The 18,807-nt window shown below is 68.6% G+C and carries 18 protein-coding genes; 15 read left to right on the top strand and 3 right to left on the bottom strand.

What is annotated here, in order from left to right; translation table 11 throughout:
- Positions 1-93 precede the first annotated feature (93 nt).
- The 4 genes from ACZ3I4_RS40495 (at position 94) to ACZ3I4_RS40480 (ending at position 4,733) form a co-directional block, all read left to right on the top strand.
- Positions 94-1,965, top strand: a complete 1,872-nt coding sequence (locus tag ACZ3I4_RS40495) for a discoidin domain-containing protein (protein ID WP_465387418.1) — start codon at positions 94-96, stop codon at positions 1,963-1,965.
- A gap of 71 nt (positions 1,966-2,036) precedes the next feature.
- Positions 2,037-2,453 carry a MerR family transcriptional regulator gene (locus ACZ3I4_RS40490; RefSeq protein ID WP_465387417.1) on the top strand — a complete coding sequence of 139 codons (417 nt, stop codon included), beginning with the start codon at positions 2,037-2,039 and terminating at the stop codon, positions 2,451-2,453.
- A gap of 74 nt (positions 2,454-2,527) precedes the next feature.
- Entirely contained in the window at positions 2,528-3,754 is a 1,227-nt protein-coding gene (locus ACZ3I4_RS40485; RefSeq protein ID WP_465387416.1) for an acyltransferase family protein, read from the top strand.
- A complete protein-coding gene (locus tag ACZ3I4_RS40480) occupies positions 3,741-4,733 on the top strand; it encodes an SGNH hydrolase domain-containing protein (RefSeq protein WP_465387415.1) in 993 nt (330 codons plus the stop codon). The genes ACZ3I4_RS40485 and ACZ3I4_RS40480 overlap by 14 nt, the downstream gene beginning before the upstream one ends.
- Positions 4,734-4,740: 7 nt before the next feature.
- Here ACZ3I4_RS40480 and ACZ3I4_RS40475 read toward each other — a convergent pair whose 3' ends face one another.
- The 3 genes from ACZ3I4_RS40475 to ACZ3I4_RS40465 form a co-directional block, all read right to left on the bottom strand.
- Entirely contained in the window at positions 4,741-5,214 is a 474-nt protein-coding gene (locus ACZ3I4_RS40475; protein ID WP_465387414.1) for a DUF3618 domain-containing protein, read from the bottom strand.
- Positions 5,214-5,621 carry a phage holin family protein gene (locus ACZ3I4_RS40470; protein WP_465387413.1) on the bottom strand — a complete coding sequence of 136 codons (408 nt, stop codon included), beginning with the start codon at positions 5,619-5,621 and terminating at the stop codon, positions 5,214-5,216. Before ACZ3I4_RS40470 ends, ACZ3I4_RS40475 begins: the two co-directional genes overlap by 1 nt.
- A 65-nt stretch (positions 5,622-5,686) precedes the next feature.
- Positions 5,687-6,301 (bottom strand): DNA mismatch repair protein MutL, encoded by a 615-nt coding sequence (locus ACZ3I4_RS40465; protein ID WP_465387412.1) that lies wholly within the window; start codon positions 6,299-6,301, stop codon positions 5,687-5,689.
- 36 nt (positions 6,302-6,337) lie between these two features.
- On the opposite strand from ACZ3I4_RS40465, the gene ACZ3I4_RS40460 reads away from it, so the two are divergent.
- The 11 genes from ACZ3I4_RS40460 to ACZ3I4_RS40410 all read left to right on the top strand — a co-directional run bounded on the left by ACZ3I4_RS40460 (position 6,338) and on the right by ACZ3I4_RS40410 (position 18,807).
- A complete protein-coding gene (locus ACZ3I4_RS40460; protein ID WP_465387411.1) occupies positions 6,338-7,024 on the top strand; it encodes a response regulator transcription factor in 687 nt (228 codons plus the stop codon).
- Complete coding sequence (locus ACZ3I4_RS40455) at positions 7,021-8,322, top strand: HAMP domain-containing protein (protein ID WP_465387410.1); 1,302 nt, start codon at positions 7,021-7,023, stop codon at positions 8,320-8,322. The genes ACZ3I4_RS40460 and ACZ3I4_RS40455 overlap by 4 nt, the downstream gene beginning before the upstream one ends.
- A 92-nt stretch (positions 8,323-8,414) precedes the next feature.
- On the top strand, positions 8,415-9,230 hold the full coding sequence (locus tag ACZ3I4_RS40450; RefSeq protein ID WP_465387409.1) for a lytic polysaccharide monooxygenase: 816 nt from the start codon (positions 8,415-8,417) through the stop codon (positions 9,228-9,230).
- On the top strand, positions 9,215-9,835 hold the full coding sequence (locus ACZ3I4_RS40445; RefSeq protein ID WP_465387408.1) for a DUF305 domain-containing protein: 621 nt from the start codon (positions 9,215-9,217) through the stop codon (positions 9,833-9,835). The genes ACZ3I4_RS40450 and ACZ3I4_RS40445 overlap by 16 nt, the downstream gene beginning before the upstream one ends.
- A 158-nt stretch (positions 9,836-9,993) precedes the next feature.
- Positions 9,994-11,064 (top strand): outer membrane protein assembly factor BamB family protein, encoded by a 1,071-nt coding sequence (locus ACZ3I4_RS40440; protein ID WP_465387407.1) that lies wholly within the window; start codon positions 9,994-9,996, stop codon positions 11,062-11,064.
- 270 nt (positions 11,065-11,334) lie between these two features.
- Complete coding sequence (locus tag ACZ3I4_RS40435; protein WP_465387406.1) at positions 11,335-13,899, top strand: Z1 domain-containing protein; 2,565 nt, start codon at positions 11,335-11,337, stop codon at positions 13,897-13,899.
- Positions 13,896-14,882 (top strand): PD-(D/E)XK motif protein, encoded by a 987-nt coding sequence (locus ACZ3I4_RS40430; RefSeq protein ID WP_465387405.1) that lies wholly within the window; start codon positions 13,896-13,898, stop codon positions 14,880-14,882. Before ACZ3I4_RS40435 ends, ACZ3I4_RS40430 begins: the two co-directional genes overlap by 4 nt.
- Positions 14,879-16,756, top strand: coding sequence for a hypothetical protein (locus tag ACZ3I4_RS40425; RefSeq protein ID WP_465387404.1), 1,878 nt, complete (start codon positions 14,879-14,881; stop codon positions 16,754-16,756). Before ACZ3I4_RS40430 ends, ACZ3I4_RS40425 begins: the two co-directional genes overlap by 4 nt.
- Complete coding sequence (locus ACZ3I4_RS40420; RefSeq protein WP_465387403.1) at positions 16,746-17,636, top strand: hypothetical protein; 891 nt, start codon at positions 16,746-16,748, stop codon at positions 17,634-17,636. Before ACZ3I4_RS40425 ends, ACZ3I4_RS40420 begins: the two co-directional genes overlap by 11 nt.
- Positions 17,633-18,364 carry a DUF6339 family protein gene (locus ACZ3I4_RS40415; protein WP_465387402.1) on the top strand — a complete coding sequence of 244 codons (732 nt, stop codon included), beginning with the start codon at positions 17,633-17,635 and terminating at the stop codon, positions 18,362-18,364. The genes ACZ3I4_RS40420 and ACZ3I4_RS40415 overlap by 4 nt, the downstream gene beginning before the upstream one ends.
- On the top strand, positions 18,361-18,807 hold the full coding sequence (locus tag ACZ3I4_RS40410) for a very short patch repair endonuclease (RefSeq protein WP_465387401.1): 447 nt from the start codon (positions 18,361-18,363) through the stop codon (positions 18,805-18,807). Before ACZ3I4_RS40415 ends, ACZ3I4_RS40410 begins: the two co-directional genes overlap by 4 nt.

Here is an 18,807-nt window from a genome sequence, read left to right as displayed (position 1 = left end):
CATAAACATTGACAAGCTTCGAGGTGGAAGGGTTCCCTGTGCGTATCAGAAACATTCCGAACAGGTTTCAGTTTGTTACATGGGGAGACGCCCGTGACTCGCTTCGGAACCGCGCTGGTGGCGCTGGGTGCAGCCGTTCTGGCCGCGCCCGGGCCGGCCGTGGCTCATGAAACAAGACCGACCGCCCATGTCTGGATCACCACGCCCGACGGCACGCAACGGATGGCCGACAAGGGCACGGTCGCGTTCGGCCGGGCCGCGTCGGAGGCGCCGACCGTGGTGGTCGACCCGAACCGCCGCTTCCAGACCATCGCCGGCTTCGGCGCCTCGATCACCGACTCGTCGGCCTCGGTGCTCTACCGGCTGTCGCCGAGCGCCCGCAACGCGGCGATGGAGTCGCTGTTCCGGGACAACAAGCTGAGCTATCTGCGCCAGCCCATCGGCGCCTCCGACTTCGTCGACGGACCGGCCTACACGTACGACGACGTGCCCGCCGGGCAGACCGACTACGCCCTCAGGCATTTCAGCGTCGGCCACGACCGCGCCCGGATCCTGCCGCTGCTGCGTCAGGCCCGCCGGCTCAACCCCGAGCTGCGCGTCATGGGCACGCCGTGGAGCCCGCCGGCCTGGATGAAGACGAACGGGTCGCTGGCCGGGGGCCGGCTGATCGATTCTCCGGCGATCTATCGGGCGTACGCCGCCTATCTGGTCAAGTTCGTGCAGTCGTACCGGCGGGAAGGCGTCCCGATCGACACGCTGACCCTGCAGAACGAGCCGCAGAACCGGGCGCCCGCGGGTTATCCCGGCATGGATCTGCCCTCGTGGCAGGCCGCCAAGGTGATCGAGCGGCTCGGCCCGATGCTGCGCGCCGCCGGGGAGCGCACCAAGATCCTCGGGTACGACCACAACTGGGCGGAGCACCCGAACGACGCCGCCAATACCCCGCCGGACTCGGTGAACGACATCAACCACTACCCGCAGGAGCTGCTCTCCACCGAGGCGGCCCGCTGGGTCGAGGGGACGGCCTACCACTGCTACTACGGCGACCCGAGCGCGATGACGGCGCTGCACAACGAGTTCCCGAACAAGGACATCTACTTCACCGAGTGCTCGGGCAGCCAGTCGGGCAATCCGGCCGACACGTTCTCGGACACGCTCAAGTGGCACGCCCGCAACCTGATCATCGGCAACACCCGGAACTGGGCCAAGACGGTGATCAATTGGAACCTGGCCCTGGACGAGAACAACGGCCCGCACAACGGGGGCTGCGGCACGTGCACCGGCGTGCTGACCGTCGCGTCGGACGGCACGGTCACCCGCAACGCCGAGTTCTACACGCTCGGGCACGTCGCCCGATTCGTGCGGCCGGGCGCCGTACGGGTGGCCGGCACCTCGTTCGGCACGACCGGCTGGAACGGCCGCGTGACCGACGTCGTGTTCGTCAACCCGGACGGCAGCACTGTGCTGGTCGCGCACAACGAGAACGACAACCCGCAGGCGTTCGCGGTGCAGTACGGCGGCCGGACCTTCGAATACACCCTGCCCGGCGGCGCGCTGGCCACGTTCGTCTGGCGTGGACACTCGGACGACCGGCCGATCGCCCCGACGGGCTGGACCGCCACCGCGAACCCGCCGGCGGACGCGGCCCTGGCCGTCGACGACGACGCGACCACGCGCTGGACCACCGGCGCCGGTCAGGCGCCGGGCCAGTATCTGCAGGTCGATCTGGGCCGGGTCCAGCCGGTGCGGCGGGTCATCTTCGACACGGGCGCCGACCTGGGCGATTACCCGCGCGGATACACGGTCACCGCCTCGCTCGACGGATCCCGGTGGTTCACCGTCGGCTCTTCTCGCAGCGGGCAGTTCGTGACGGCGTCGTTGCATCGTGCCCGTTACGTCCGGATAACCCTGACCGCCGCCGCGGACAGCTGGTGGTCGATCGCGGACGTCCGCGCCTATCGCTAGGTGGGTCGCGTTCCCGCTGGGCTACGCTGAATCTGACGTTGACGTCAGCGGCAAGTGTCACGGAGGTCTTCATGCGTATCGGCGAGCTGGCCGACCGGGCCGGCGTGAGCGTGCGAGCGCTGCGCTACTACGAGGAGCAGGGCCTTCTCACCGCCGAGCGCAGCGGGAGCGGTCAGCGGCACTACGCCGGGGCCGCGGTCGACCGGGTGCGGCTCATCCAGACCCTGTACGCGGCCGGGCTGACCAGCCGCACCATCGCCGACCTGCTGCCGTGCGTCGATGCCAACGTCAGCACCCCGGAGTCGCGGGCCCGGCTGGCCGCGGAGCGCGACCGGATCGACGCCCAGATCGCCGAGCTGACCCGCACCCGCGACCGCCTGGACGCCGTGATCGAGCTATCGACCAGCCCCGAGAGTTGCTGCGTAGTGGAGCCCGTTCAGCCCGCGACGGCTAGCACACGGATCCCGGTGGCGTCGGCGATCGCATGAAACCGTGCCTTGTCGGGCGCTTTTACCGGGAAATGGCACTTTGTCGGGTTTAGGCGGCTTTAGCGTGAGCGCCGATGACCGAGACGACAACTGCCGGCGTACGGCACCCGGCGGCCCCCACGGCCGGCCGGGAAGCCATGCGGTTCCGGCCCGACATCGAGGGACTGCGCGCCGTCGCGGTCCTGCTGGTCGTCCTCTTTCACGCGGGCGTGCCCGGCGTCGCCGGCGGCTACGTCGGCGTTGACGTCTTCTTCGTCATCTCCGGGTTCCTGATCACCTCGCTGATGCTGCGGGAGATCCGGGCGACCGGAACCGTGTCGCTGGTCGACTTCTACGCCCGCCGGGCCCGGCGAATCCTGCCCGCGGCCGCGCTGGTGCTGGTCACGACGTTGCTCGTCAGCTACAACCGGCTCGGCTTCCTGCGCGGCGACGAGATCTCCGAGGAAGTCGCCTGGTCGGCGCTGTTCGCGTCGAACTTCCGCTTCGCCACCGAGGGCGCCGACTACCTGACGTCGCAGGGCGCGGTCTCGCCGCTGCAGCACTTCTGGTCGCTCGCCGTCGAGGAACAGTTCTACTTCGTCTGGCCGGCCGCGATCGTGCTGCTGATCTGGCTCGGCTTCCGGTGGGCGATCGGATATTGGCTCGCCGCCGCCGTGGCCGCCTCCCTGGCCTACGCGATCGGGCAGAGCGGCACCTGGGCGTACTACTCGCCCGCCACCCGCGCCTGGGAACTCGGCGCCGGCTGCCTGCTCGCCCTGGCCGCGACCCGGCTCGACCGGATCCCGCACCGGCTCGCGACCGCGATGGCCGGCGTCGGGCTGTCCCTCATCGTGATCGCCGCCCTCACCTTCGACGGCGCCACACCCTTTCCCGGGTACGCCGCGGCGCTGCCGGTGATCGCGACGGTGCTGGTGCTGGCCGGTCGCGGGGATTCGGTGCTCGGCCGGTGGCCACTGGTCTGGCTGGGCCGGCTGTCGTACTCGTTCTACCTGTGGCACTGGCCGGTGCTGGTCATCGCCCAGCAGACGTACGGGGAACCGCTCTCCGCACTGGTCCGCGCGCTGCTGGTGCTCGGATCGCTCGGGCTCGCCGCGGCGACGTACTTCGGCCTGGAGAACCCGATCCGGCGCAACCGCCGGCTGCGGCGCTCGCAGGTGCTGACCCTGTCCCTGGCCGCCTGGCTGATCGTGGCGCCGCTCGCGGTCGCCAGGTGGAAGACGTCGACCTCGCCCGCGGCCGACACCGGCCGGAGCGCCGAATACCGACCCCGACTAGGAGCGCCGGCGCATGCCCAGCCCTGAGCTGACCCATACGTTCCGGCCGGCGCTGCTGGTGGCCGTGCTGTCGGTGCTGTCGGTGCTGGCCGGGTGCGCCGCCGCCGTGCCGCCACCCCCGCGCGTCCCCGAGCAGCCGCCCGCACCCAAGATCGCCCTGGACGAGGTGCTGGTGGCTGTGGCCAAGGCGCCGAGCCTGCGCCGGCTGCCCGCCGACCTCACACCGTCGCTGGCCACCAGCGCCGAGGACGTCGGTTTCGACAACGACAAGTGCGAGGCCGGGCCGGAGGCCGACCGGGTGGAGGCGTGCGTCTTCGGCGACCGGGCCAGTGCGACCGACGTGGTGCTCTACGGCGACTCGCACGCCGGGATGTGGTTGCCGGCGATGACCGAGATCGCGGATCGGCGGCACTGGCGGCTGCAGTTCTATGGCAAGCCGGGCTGCCCGTCCCTGTCGATGACCATCTGGAACCAGCGGGAGCAGCGCGTCTTCGGCGAGTGCGACCGGTTCCGCGACTTCGTGGCCGGGCAGATCGCCGCGGCCCGCCCCGAACTGGTCGTCGTGACCAACGAGAGCTTCTCGCAGAAGGGCGCCGACGGGCGGCTGATCTCGCCCGGCGAATGGCGTGACCGGCTCGCCCGAACCCTGCGTACGCTGCGGAAATCGGCGGACAACGTGGTGGTGCTGGGCGACACCCCGGTGCTCGACCAGAGCGCGCCGGAATGTCTCGCCGCGCACCAGGCCGACGTCACGGCCTGCTTCACCACGCGCAAAGTGGCCACCGCGCGGACGTGGAACGCCGCCGATCAGTCCGCGGCCGAGGCGTCCGGAGCGGGATACGTCCCGGTGCTGCCTTGGCTGTGCTCGGCGACGTGCACACCGGTGATCGGCAACGTCACCGTCTATCGCAATCGTTTCCATCTGACCGGGACGTACGCCCGGATGATGAACGGCGTTCTCGAGGAAGCGCTGCTGTCGCACTTCCCCTCGAACGCCGTTCCCTAGAGCTTTCTCAGCGGCGGCGGCGACGCCAGAGCAGTGTTGCCGCCGCCGCAGCCGCCAGCACGGCGGCGAGGGCCAGCGGCATCGGGCGGCGCTCCCGGACAGTCCCGTGGGCGTTCGTGCGCCCGACGAACTGGTCCTTCGTGTCCGCCGCGTGCTCGGCCACCCGGGAAGCGGTCTCGGCCGTCGACTGCTTGACGTGCGCCAGGCTGTCCGCCGCCGCCTGCGTCTTGACGGCGGTGGCCTCCTTGACCTGGGTGGCCTTTTCGGCGGCAACGTCCTTGACCTGGGCGGCCTTCTCCGCGGCAACGTCCTTGACCTGGGTGGCCTTTTCGGCGGCGGTCTGCTTCTTTTCGGCCACCGCGTTCTTGACCTGGGCTTTCACGTCCGTCTTGGCGGCCAGGGCGGCGGCCGTCTCGGCGAGCTCGGCCCGGGTCTCGGCGATGTCCTCGCGCACTTCGTCGCGCGATCTGGTCTCACTCATCAGTGCCGTCCCTCCTGGAACGCCGACTTCACGGCGGCCACGTCACGCTTGCCGCTCTCCATGGCCTCGAGCGGCTCCGGCGGCACCGCCTGCTTGACCTGCTTCTTGCCGATCAGCGCGGCGATCCCGGCGACGGCGAAAAGCACGACGGTCACGATCAGCGCGGCCGCCCACACGGGCATGACCAGCGCCAGCAGCGCCCCGATCGTCACGAACAGCGCGCCCAGCCCGTACAGGGCGATCACGCCGGCCCCGCCCAGCAGCCCGGCGCCGGCGCCCGCGCGTTTGCCCTTCTCGACCATCTCCAGCCGGGCCAGCGTCAACTCGTCCCGGACCAGCGTCGAAACCTGCTCGCTCAACTGGTTGACCAGCTGGCCGACCGGTTGCTGCTCGGTGTGCGTCGTCATCAGTGAGCTCCCTTCGTCGGAGTTCACTTACCCCTCTCGTACGGGGATAACCGCAGCTCAACGGCCTATGAGCCGATCTCACTCACCTCGGTGAACGGCCGGTCGTTGTGCCAGGTGGCGTGGATGATGAAGCTGTGGCCGGTCTCGTTGAAGTAGACGGCCAGGTTGTCCGGTGTGTCCTGAACTTTCTGGACCTGCCACCCATCGGCCGGGGTCGCCGTCACCAGCGAGACCACCCCGTCCGAGGTCATCCGGATCACCGCCTGCCCGCCCTCGACCCGGAACGACCGCACGTACGTGCGCTTGCCGTCGGCGGCGGTGGTGACCGTCCAGCCGTCCTCGGTCGTGGTCGGCGGGGTCGTGGTGGCGGGCGGCTTGGGGGCGGTGGTCGTCGGTCGTGGTGGCGTGGTGGTGGTGGTCGTTGTCCGCGTCCCGGTCGGCCGCGGCTTGGTGGCCGTGCCCCGGCCCGGCGAAGGCGTAGTGCTCGCTGGTGCCGGAGTCGTCACTTTGGGTAACGGCGCGGGGAAGTCGCTGGCGTCGGAGGCGGGCAGCTGAGCCAGCGCCCTGTCCTCGGGCGCGTTGGTGCGCAGCACCGGCAGCAGAGCTACCGAGGCCAGCACGATGCTCGTCGCGGTGGCGGCCAGCCACCCCGCGATCGGCGTCCACCGGGAAGATCGCACGAGGACATCGTCTCATCTGCCCCTATGGTGTACGCCATGGCGATGATCCTGCTGGTCGAGGACGACCGCATCATCACGGCGGCGCTGTCCCGCGCGCTGACCGACGCCGGTCACGTTGTGCGACCGGTCGGCCGGGCCGCCGAGGCTCTCAAGATCGTCACCGACGAGCGTCCGGACCTGGTCATCCTCGATCTTGGGCTGCCCGACATCGACGGCACGGACGCGCTGCGGATGATGCGTTCGGTGTCGGACGTGCCGGTCATCGTGGCCACCGCGCGACGCTCCGAGGCCGACATCATCAGCCTGCTCAGCGCGGGCGCCGACGACTATGTGACCAAGCCGTTCTCGGGCGGGCACATCCTGGCCCGCATCTCGGCCGTGCTGCGCCGCTCCCGCGCCACGACCAACGAGGCGCCGACCGCGATCACCGTGGGCGAGCTGGTGATCAGTCCCCGTCAGCGCCGGGCCGAGCTGCGAGGCGAGCCGCTGCAGCTGACCCGGCGCGAGTTCGACGTGCTGGCCTATCTGGCCGAGCGGGTCGGCCAGGTGATCAGTCGGCGCGAGCTGATGAACGAGGTCTGGAACCAGGCCCGGATCGGCGAGGAACAGACCATCGACGTGCACATCTCGTGGCTGCGCCGCAAGCTCGGCGAGACCGCCGCCCAGCCCCGCTTCCTGCACACTGTGCGCGGGGTCGGGGTCATGATGGTCGATCCCCGATGAGGTGGGCCCTCAACCGGCTGGCCCTCGCGATCACGTCGATGGTCGCGCTCGCGTTCCTCGTGCCGCTGGCCGTGGCGACCCGCCAGATCGCGCACGACCGGGCGGTCAGCGACGCCCGTCAGCAGGCCACGTCGCTGGTCACGGTGCTTGGCGTCGACGCCGACCCGACCCTGCTGACCAACGCGGTGGCCAGCACGACCGCGGGCAGTGAGGGCCGGCTCGCCGTGCACCTGCCCGACGTCGCCGCGATCGGGATCTCGCACACCGCGGGCGGCCAGATCGCGATCGCCTCGCAGGACCGCCGGTCGGCCCTGGCCCCGGTCGACGGCGGCATGGTCTATCTGCAGCCGACCGTGCTCACCGACGGCCGTACGGTAGTGGTCGAGGTCTTCGTGCCCGACGACGAACTGACCCGCGGGGTGTGGACGGCCTGGTTCGTGCTCGGCGGCCTCGCGATTGTGCTCGTGCTCGGCTCGACGCTGTTCGCCGACCGGCTGGGCAGCAAGCTCGTGCGGGCCACCCGGGAGTTGGCCGGCTCGGCCCGGCGGCTGGGCGCGGGCGACCTCGAGACCAGGGTCGAGCCGCAGGGTCCGCGCGAGCTGCGGGACGCCGCGAGCGCGTTCAACACGATGGCCGACGACCTGAGCAGCCTGCTCGAACGCGAACGCGAGCTGGCGGCCGACCTGTCCCACCGGCTGCGCACCCCGCTGACCGCGCTGCGGCTGGACGCCGAGGCGATGCCGCCCGGCCCGATCGGCGAACGGATGCGGCAGGCCTGTGACCTGCTCGACGAGGAGCTCGAGGCGATCATCAAGGGCGCCCGGCTCGGGGTGGCGGCGCGCGGCAAGGAGCAGACCGACCTGGTTGAGGTGCTGGCCGACCGGCTCGCGTTCTGGTCGGTGCTGGCCGAGGACCAGGAACGGCCGTGGCAGGTCGTGGGCGGCGAGGAGCCGGTGATGCTGCCGATCCCGCGCAGCGAGCTGATCGGGGTCGTCGACGCGATGCTCGGCAACGTCTTTTCGCACACCCCCGACCGGGCTGCTTTCCGGGTCAGCGTCTCGCCCGCGGGCCTGCTCGTCGACGACGCCGGCCCCGGCATCGCCGACCCGGCCAAGGCCGTGCAGCGCGGCGTCAGCGGGGCCGGCTCGACCGGGCTGGGCCTCGACATCGTGCGTCGCGCGGCCGAACAGGCGGGCGGCGAGATGGTGATCGCCCGCAGCCCGCTGGGTGGCGCGCGGGTCGGGATCTATCTGCAGTCGCCGGCCCGGCCGCGAAGGAGCCGGCGCACGGTTTCATGATTGTTTTTGGGGCCTTTAAGGCTCTGTTATGGAACCTGCCCATAGCGTCCCCGCCGTAACTGCCGCAACGAGACAGTACGGAGTGAGCCGACATGCGCAGGAAGATCGCCTACCCCCTGGTAGCTCTCGGAATGACCGCGGGCACAACCTTGGGAGTCGTCTCACCGGCGTCGGCCCACGGATACGTGTCGTCCCCGCCGAGCCGCCAGGCGCTGTGCGCGTCGGGCGCCGTTGCCAACTGCGGGCAGATCCAGTTCGAGCCGCAGAGCGTCGAGGGCCCCAAGGGGCTGAAGTCGTGTGACGGCGGGGTGGCCGGGTTCTCGGTGCTGGCCGACGAGTCGCGCAACTGGCCGGCCAAGTCGGTCGGGTCCTCGGTGGAGTTCAGCTGGGTCCTCACGGCGCGCCACCGCACCTCGACCTGGGAGTACTTCATCGGCGGGACGCGGGTCGCCTCGATCGACGACGGCGGCGCGCAGCCGGCCGCGGTGGTCAACCACACGATCAACCTGAGCAAGTTCCCGGGCCGCCAGAAGGTGCTGGCCGTGTGGAACATCGCCGACACCGGCAACGCCTTCTACAACTGCGTCGACCTGAACGTCGGCGGTGGCGGTGGCGGCAACACGCCGACCCAGCCCACGACTCCGCCGACCGCCGCGCCGACCAAGGCGCCCACGACCGCGCCGACTGCCGCGCCGACCAAGGCGCCGACTGCTGCGCCGACCGCCGCGCCGACCAAGCCCACCGCCGCCCCGCCCGCCGCGGGTGGCGCCTGGGCTGCGGGCACGGCCTACAAGACCGGTGACGTGGTCACCTTCAACGGCGCGAAGTACCAGTGCCGCCAGTCGCACTCGTCGATCAACAGCTGGGAGCCGTCGGTCTACACCCTCGCGCTGTGGCTGCCGCTGTGAAGCGCCGCCTGATCGCCGCCGCCCTGGTCGCACCGTTCCTGCTCGGAGCCTGCGGCACGGCCCGCGACTCGGCTGAACCGGCGCCGACCGGTCCCGCCACGGTCGCGGCCGAGACCGTCGCCGAGATCAAGGCCGGTGACGATTTCAACGACACCGACGTGATGTTCCTGCAGATGATGGCCTTCCACCAGAAGCAGGGACTCGAGATGACCTCGACCGCCGTGAAGCGGGCGAAGAACCCCGAGCTCAAGGTCATGGCCCAAGCCATTCAGGCCACCGAGAAGGACGAGCTCGCCATGATCCAGTCGTGGCTGACCGGCTGGGGCAAGGACACCGAGGCCGACAAGGCGCCCAGCCTGCACGCCGACCACGGCGGCCTGCCCGGCACCGGGGCGGCCGAGATCAAGGCGCTGACCACGGTGAAGGCGGCCTCGTTCGACACCGCGTTCCTCAACCTCTTCCTCGCCCACCAGCACCAGGCGATGGAGATGACGAAGATCGAGAAGACCGGCGGCAAGAACGAGGAGACCAAGAAGTTCGCCGAGCGGGTGCGGCAGTCCCGCCAGGGCGAGATCCAGCAGATGCTCAAGCTGATGAACGGCTGAACCTTCATCCCCACACCGAAAGGGCGGCCTGGCGGGGCCGCCCTTTTCGGCATTCTCCCGCGGCGATGTGCTGTGCTGATGGAGTGTATGACCTATTTTGCGAGCCCTTCGGGCTTTTGAGGCGCTTTGGTGCGCGTACGGTGGCCTCGGTCTTGATCGTGGCTCTTGGTGTCCCCGCCCCCGCGCAGGCGGCCGGCCCGGCCTGGGAACACGCGGGCTACGACGCCGAAGACAGCTACTACAACCCGGGCGAGTCGAAAATCAACGCCGGCACGGTCGGCAAACTCGCCCGGCGATGGTCGGTCGCCCTGCGAAGGGAGCAACCCTCGTGCGGCGGCCCGTCGGCTCCGGTGGTGGCCGGCGGCTCGGTCATCGCCACCGACGAAAGGGGCATTTCGTCGTACAAGGCGGTGACCGGGCGCCTCGCCTGGACCTTCAACTGGGACGATCCCGGCGACTCGCTGACCCCGTCCATGGCCGTGTCCGGCGGCGTGCTCATCCTCGGCAGCGGCGGCTGCAACTCGGCCAGCGACCCCGACGGACGCCTGGTGGGCCTCGATCTGGCCTCCGGCCGAGTGAAGTGGCGGCACGACCTGGACCCGCCGGTGAGCTCTTTCGTCGTCGACCGCGGAATGGTGGTCGTCTCAGGCGAATCGGAGTCCGACGAGGCCGTCACCGCGGCTTATCGCGCTTCCGACGGGCGCGAGGTGTGGCGTAAACGCGGCTACGAAAGCTCGAGCGCCTCATCGGCCGGCCGAATCCTGCTGACCAAGGGCCGCTCAACATCGGCGGTGTCGGTCACGTCCGGCGCCGTCATCTGGACCAAACCCGTTTCCCTGTACGCCGAAAGCGCCACCCCCACGCGGTTCCTCGTGACCGACGAAACCGCGCTACGCCTCATCGACGCCGCTTCGGGAGCCGTGCTGTGGATCGGCCCCGGTCAGCAGAGCAAATTGCTGGCCACAGACGGCCGCCGAATCTACCGAGCGGCAAATCGCACGGTCTCAGCCCTCGACATCCGCGACGGCCGCGTCGTGTGGACCCGCACACTGCCGACGGTTCCCCGACAGCCCGTACGAGCCGGCGGCCTCCTCTATACCGGCGGCCCGATCCTGTCGGCGTCGTCGGGAGCGGTGGTGAACCGCAGCCTCGGTGGCTCTTCCGTGGTCACCGGCGGGTGGCTCTATTCCGTGCAGGACAACAAGTTGGCGGCCTATTCACCGCGTTGATGACCGCGGTCGGGGTTCAGCAGTTCGGACCTCTTCCACAGGCCTGATCTGCCCCTGCCGCGTCTCACGGCAGGGGCAGTGTTTCGGGCGTCCGGGCCGACCGGTGACGGCGACGACGAAGCCGCATACACGAGCTGTTTCGGAGCTGTTCGTCCTATCCCGATCTGGACGTTCGGAGACAAGAGTGGGACGACCGATCCACCGAAGCTGGGTTCCGTCTCGGGCGTGCTCAGCTAAGTTGCACCCTGGGTGCGATCAGAGGAGCAACGAGTGAACCTGTACAAGGTCTTCGCCGATTGGGCCAGGAGACATGGTCTCGAGGCGGCTGTCGACAGCTTCGCCGGATCGCTGGACGACGACCTTGTCGAGAAGTTCTCGAAGCAATTCCTGGCCGACAAGGAGAAGGTGCAGTCCGGCGGTCCTGCCATCATCACGGCCGGCTCCGAGGACTGGTACAGCGGACCCGTCGAAGCGGACCGGTTCTGGCACGCGCTGAGGACTCGGTTCATCGACGAGGAATGGCCGGCCGAGCGCATCGAATCTGTCGACAGAGCGTCGAGCACCGTGGTGGCGCACACACCGCGACCCGACAAGACGAAGTGGGACTCCAAGGGCCTCGTTGTCGGGTACGTGCAGAGCGGCAAGACCACGAACTTCACCGCGGTCGTGGCCAAGCTGGCCGACGTGCAATACCGGCTCGTCATCGTGCTCTCGGGCATTCACAACGGACTTCGGCGGCAGACGCAGGTGCGGCTCGACGAATACCTCAAGGACCTGAATCCGGATCGATGGGTCACGAAGACCACCGAGAGTCGGGACTTCACGATTCCGCCCGAGAACGCGGGAGCGGTGCTCAATCCCGACAAGCCCCTGCTTCTGGTCGTCAAGAAGAACGCCGCGGTTCTCAAGAAGCTCGTGAACTGGCTGGACACGTCGACGGGACGCAAGGCACTCGAATCGGCGCCCGTCCTGGTGATCGACGACGAGGCGGACCAGGCCTCCGTGGCGACCGGCCGGATCAACCCGCTGATCCGCAAACTGCTGGCTCTCATGCCGAAATGCACCTACGTCGGCTACACCGCGACGCCGTTCGCCAACGTCTTCATCGACCCGACAACGCCGGACGATCTCTATCCCAAGTCGTTCATCCTCAACCTGCCGCGCCCGGAGGGGTACTTCGGTCCCGAAAAGATCTTCGGCCGCTACGCCGTCGAGTGGGAGAGCGGGGAGGAGGGCGACGGCCCGCCGGACGGCTACGACATGGTCCGTACGGTTCCGGAGGACGACGTTCCCCTCCTCCGCCCCGGCGGTAAGGAGTCGGCCGACGGGTTCACGCCGACGATGACCGACGAACTCGTCGCCGCGGTCCATTGGTTCTGGCTCGCGACGGCGGCTCGCCGGGCCCGCCGGGACATCGGCCACAGCACCATGTTGATCCACACCTCCGTGAAGATCGCCGTGCACGAGAGTTACCGAGATCCTCTGGAGTACCTGCGTAAGAAGGCCTTGGCCGCCCTCGTCTCGGGCCATCTGGATCCGTGGCGCAAGCTCTGGGAGCAGGAATCGGCCAAGGTGCCCGCCGAGGACTTCGGACGCACCCAGAATTCCTTCGACGAAGTCGCAACCCACTTGGCCGACGTCATCAGCGACACCAAGATCGTCCTGGACAACTACCGCAGCCAGGACCGCCTGGATTATTCGGAGCCCTCGGTGGTGGCGATCGCGGTCGGCGGCAACACGTTGTCCCGTGGGCTGACGCTGGAGGGGCTCGTCGTCAGCTTCTTCATCCGAGGCGCGACCGCGTACGACACTCTGCTGCAGATGGGGCGCTGGTTCGGCTACCGGACCGGATACGAAGACCTTCCGCGGATCTGGATGACGCCGAGCCTGTCAGACTCGTTCCGGCACCTCGCCACCGTTGAGTACGAGATGCGCGACGACATTGATCGTTACCAGCGGGAGAACCTCACGCCGACCCAGGTGGCCGTCCGAATCCGAACACATCCGGCGCTTCGGATCACCGCGAAGATGGGTGGGGCACAGCCGGCCTACATCTCGTACGCCGGTCGGCGTCTCCAAACGCGTTACTTCCGGCACCGCGACAGCGAGTGGCTCGACCGGAACCGCCAAGCGGCCGAGGCCCTCGTGCAGGATGCGGTGTTGCACGGGCGGCTCGACACCGATTCCTCGCTCACGACCTGCCGGCTCGTACGGGACGTGCCGGTCTCGGTGGTCAAGAATTTCCTCGAGCAGTACCAGGTTCACGAGGACTCCTCGGACCTGGACCGGAAGATGATGATCAAATACATCGACGGCCGGCTTTCGGACGACAAGCCGAGCCTGACGAGCTGGTCGGTCGCCGTGGTCATCGGTGAGGGCGAGGACGTCCAGCTCGGCGGACTCGATGTCAAGTACGCGGTTCGTTCCCGGCTCCTTCCTGATACGAAGTCGGAACGCGCCGACATCAAGACCCTCATGAGCAAGCAGGACCGGGCTCTGGACCTCAACCTCACCGTCGCCGAGGCCCGGGCGATGAGCGAGGGCGAGTTGGTCGGCGTCAGAAACCGTGACCCGATCAATCACGACCGTGGACTCCTCGTCGTCTATCTGATCGATCAGCTCAGCGAGCCGGATCCCGCGAAGGTGGCAAAGGCGACGACGAACAAGCGGCAGGCCCTCGACGCCGTGGCCCCCGTTGTCGGGATGGGCATCACCTTCCCCGGTGACGTGACGACCAAGACCGTTCAGGCGAGCCACGTGGCCGTCGACCTCTCCGACGTCGAGAGCGTGAACCTCGACGAGGTGCTGGACGTCGACACCGAGGAAATCGCATGACCGGTTTCGAGCCGACCGAGCTCGAACGGGCCTGGGCGGTGCTCAGTGTGCCCATCACGAAGGAGTTCGAGTCGTTCCCGCTCGAGGTCTCGTTCGACGGAGAACCCTGCCGGGCCGCCCTCGATCGTGCCGGAGTGCGCCACCTGCTCGTTCCGTCGCTGGGTGAAGGGATCCCGGTCGACGATCGTCCCGCCGTCCTCGGCACGGCACTGCGCCGGCTCTCCTTCGGCGGCGCCCAGGTCGACTACGTCGACGTCTCCTGCCTCGAGCCCGATCTGTACGGCGAGTTCGACGAGGTGCTGCGGGATGTGTTGCGGGAGGTCGACAACGCCGACAGGCCGGCCTCGACCGCTGTTCGGATCGTCGCCCGCTGGCGAAAGCTGTTCCGCAACCTCCTGGTTCGGGAGATGTCGCGTGCGGCCAAGATCGGCTTGTTCGGGGAGCTCGCCGTCCTGAGCGAGCTGCTCGAGGCGGATCGGCGATTCCCGGTCGAGGAGTGGCGTGGTCCGCTCAAGGAGCCGCACGACTTCGAGGCCCCCGGCGGCTGCATCGAGGTGAAGGCGCTCGGAGCCGACGCCGAAACGATCAACATTCACGGGCTCGGTCAGCTCGACACCCACGACGGCCGGACGCTTGATCTCGTTCTTCTGCGTGTGGTCGAAGACCCCGACGGCCTCTCGGTGGGTGAGTTGGTGACCCAGATCGAGAAACAGGGCGCATCCCGGCAAGTGTTCCGTTCGCGACTCGCGGCCGCCAACTGGCAGGCCGATCCGCAGAGGCCGGATCCCGATACGTTCGCCGTCGAAGAGGTGTTGCGCGTTCGGGTGGATGAATCGGTCCCCCGCATCGTCGCCTCGACCCTTCCGGACGGCGCGATCCCCGAGGGCATCACCGACGTGCGATACGAAGTCGAGTTGGCCGCGCTGCTCCCGCACGCGCAGGGCGCATCGTTGAGCGACATCGCCTCGGAGATGGTTCGATGACCGTTCGTTGGTGGTCGCAACCGTTCGCGCCGGAAGGTTCGGCGGCCGCCGAGGGAATCGTCAAACAACTCGGCCGACCGTCACTGGATCCCCTTGCCGTCCTCGTGCGTGAGGCGGCGCAGAACAGCTGGGACGCCCATCTGCCGGACTCGGTGGTCGACTTCGAGATCGACGTACGGGTGATGCGGGCGGAGGAGGCCGACTCCTGGCGCCGTGTGCTGCTGCCCGGTCCGGCCGAGGCGTCCAACGTCGACCTCGACCGGGCGCTCCGTCCTGGAGCGGTGGCTTTGATCATCTCCGACCGGAACACGGTGGGACTCGGTGGTCCGCTTCGCGCGGGCGTCAAGGCGGGAGACGACGAAACAGCCGACTTCGTGCAGTTCCTCCGGAACGTCGGCGAGCCGAGCGACCACGAATTCGGTGGCGGTACCTATGGCTTCGGCAAAGGGATCTTCTATCGGATCAGCCGTGCCGGCGCCATCCTCGTCGAGACCAACACCGGCGGACCCTCGCCGCACAGGCTGATGGGCGCGGCCCTCGGACACAGCTATTACGGTGGTGATCGTCGCTTCACGGGTCGCCACTGGTGGGGCATGGTCGGAGGCGACGACGTACCGGATCCGCTGCTCGGCCCGGACGCTCACGCCCTCTCCCGTTCCCTTGGCCTCCCGGGGTTCGCCGACGGGCGCACCGGCACCGACATCGTCGTGCTCGACGCGGATCTGGGCGTCACCGGCACCGACCAGGACGCGCGTGAACGCAGTCCGCAGGAGGCCGCGACCTACCTGACCTCAGCCGTGCTGTGGAATTTGTGGCCGAAGATGGTTCCCGACGCAAACGGCCTGCACATGCGGTTCTTCGTCGGCGTGGACGGATCCCGGGTCCAGGTGCCTGCCCCGGAGACGTTCGAGGACTTGGAGCCGTTCGTCGAGGCACTACAGGCCATCCGAGCAGGTCGAGGTACGGCGTACACCCGAACGGTCAACCCCAAGAACGCCGGCGCTCTCTCTTTGTCGATCTGCCCGGCCGACAGCGTGAGTTCCCGACTCATCGTGACCTCCGCTCGTCCCTTCGAGGGGCCGTGCAACCACGTCGCTCGCATGCGGGTAGCCGAATTGGTCGTGGACTATCTGCCGGGATCGCCCCATCCGGACGCCAGGTTCGGGTACGGCGGCGTGTTCCGGGCTTCCGAGGACGCGGATCAACTCTTCGCATCCTCGGAGCCGCCGACGCACGACGACTGGGTCGTCAAGGGCCTGACCGGCGCGGCGAGAGGAGTCGTTCAGGGCGCGCGCGGCTTCGTGCTGAAGCAGATCGACGAGCGGTTCGGACTCGGGGCACAGGCAGGGGGAGCAGGCGGTCAGGGGCTCGGTCAATTCGCTTCGCGTCTGGCCAACCTGGTCCCCGCTCGGAGCCCTCAGTCCGACGGCGGGGGCGGCGGCTCAGGGACCACGAAGAACGGCGGTGGTGGTGGCGGCACAGGCGGCGGAGGATTCGGCGGCGCGGGCGGGACAAGCGGGCGCGGGAAACGAGGCGGCGCCCCGCGACTGTCGGGCTCACCGATGCTTCGCTTCCACGACGACCGGCCGTTCCTCGTCGTCACGGTGCATGTGCCGGCATCGAACTCACAGCGTGTCGTCACGGCGGAGGCGGAGGTCGTCGTCGAGGGCGGCGGCAAGGAAGGCGATCCCCCGGCCGGAGCATCGGTGCCTCAGGTCCTGCAATGGCAGTCCATCGCTGACGGAGCCGTGATCAACGGACCGGCCATCCAGCTCTCCGCGGGCACGGCAACCGACTGGTACGTGTTCGCCACGCACGTTCCCGACGCGGTTGTGCGATTCAAGGTCAGCCAGGTGGTGAACGATGCCGGCTGATGTCAAGCCTTACCTGGTTCCGCTCCCCGACACGGTGACCTGGGAACCGTGGCTCATCGAGTCCGACGGTGACGGTTGGCTCGCTCTGCCGGACGAGATCGACGGCTGGGACCCGGGCACCGACCTCCGGCTGGCCCGACGTGTTCGGATCGACCTGAATCGGCTGCTTCACGAGACCGGAATCAATCCCACTGATGTGGTCGTCTCGTGCTCCTGGACGAGTTCCTCGACCGGTATGACCGACGCCGGAATGCCGGTGACCTTCGGGGCCGACGGTGTCGCAGTGATCGACGCTCAACTGAGCGGCGAACGTATCTCCGGGACGTTGACACTGCGCAGCGCCCTCTGTCTGGCTCGGCGGCCGGCGGTTCAGCGTCCCGGCGTGGCGGCCGTTCCCGGATCCGTTCTGGTGGACCACATCCAGCAGGTGGTGCTGGAAAGCAGATCCTCCATGTTCCCGGTGCACGAGTTGGACTTCGCCGGGACGAGGCTGTCACCCACCGCGAGTTGGCACCTCGAAAGCAGCACCGAGCTTCTCGCGCCCTTCTACGGGGTGTTCCGCGTGCTGGTCAACACGCGCGACCGGGAGTTGAGCGCTGCCGTTGCCCGCGGGGCGAAGGACAAGCGTCAGCAGGCGCTGTTGGACGAACTCGAGTCCGGTGTCGCCATGCTGCTGCTGGAGATCGCAGCCGGCGTGCGGGAGGAGTTGGCGGAGCGCGAGGAGTGGCCGTCGGACACTGTCGGCGACGTGCTGAGCCGGATGATCGACGCATCGGGGCTCGACATGGCCGCTCCCACGGCCGCCCAGGACATTCCGGGCTTCCGCACACGACTCGCAGGCGCCGTTCGCGAGTTGGGAAGGGGACGCACGTTCCAATGACGATCCTTTGGCCGCACATCCCCGATGTGGTGGCGATTTCGTTGTTCGCCGAGTTGGAAGCCGGTCGTGAACCGGCCGGTGAGACAGCTCATCCCGACCAGCTCTGGGCCCCGGTCGGAGCACGAGTATCCCGGCGGCAGGTCCAAACGATGATCAGCGCGGTCACGGACACGGCCCAGCAATGGGGCTGTCCCGCCGCGGCGAACGCGGAGGCCCGGGTCGCCTTCGACCGTGCCGTGGCGCCGATCCTCCGCGAACACATGGACTTGAGTTGGGCCGACGCGGGCAATCGGGGCCTGTGGTCTTTCACCTCGTTGGTCGCCCTGCCGGAGGTCACCAAATGGCGCTTCGGCGTCGACAACAAGGAACGGTGGATCGCGAGCGACCTCACGAGGCACACCTGGGCTCGACTCTGGTGGCAGGCGGTGGTCTTCGCCGGCCACAGCGAAGTGCTGGCCGCTCTCACCGAGAGCGACCTCAATCAGCTCCTGGAACGACGGATCATCGGCGGTGACTCGCGTCTGGCGACGGCGATCGCGGCGGCTGTGGTCGCCGTTCCGCCTTCCGTGGGACGCCGGGAGATCATCCGTGACGTGACAAAGCGGCTCCGTCGGTATCTGGCGTTCGTCGATGCGAGGGCGCTCACCACCGCGCAGTTGGGCGAATTGTGTCGGGAGCTTTGCGCCGAGAGTGTCCATCGACTCGGAGCGGGTTCCGGCGTCAGATGACGGGTACGGTGTCCGCCATGCCGGAGAAGTTACGTCCGATTCCCAGTTCGGAAGGCGTTTCCGGTCGGATGAGCCGGCAGCGGCGGCGGGACACCCAACCCGAGGTGGCGATCCGTCGCCTCCTGTACGCCATGGGCCTTCGATTCCGGGTGAACCTGCCGATCCCCGGCATGCCCCGGCGCACCAGCGACATCGCATTCACCAAGAGGCGGGTGGCCGTCTTCGTCGACGGCTGTTTCTGGCATGTGTGCCCGATTCACGCGACCAGTCCCAGCGCCAACTCAGCATGGTGGGCGCAGAAGCTGACCAAGAATCAGGAGCGCGACAGGGCTACCACCGAACACCTGACCGCCCTGGGTTGGCGGGTCGTGCGGATCTGGGAGCACGAGGACCCGATCGAGGCCGCCAACCGCATCGCGACGGTGGTGCGTGGCCCCGGCTGA

The sequence above is a fragment of the Actinoplanes sp. NPDC021490 genome (assembly GCF_055562135.1).
This window is presented reverse-complemented; position numbering and strand designations above follow the sequence as displayed.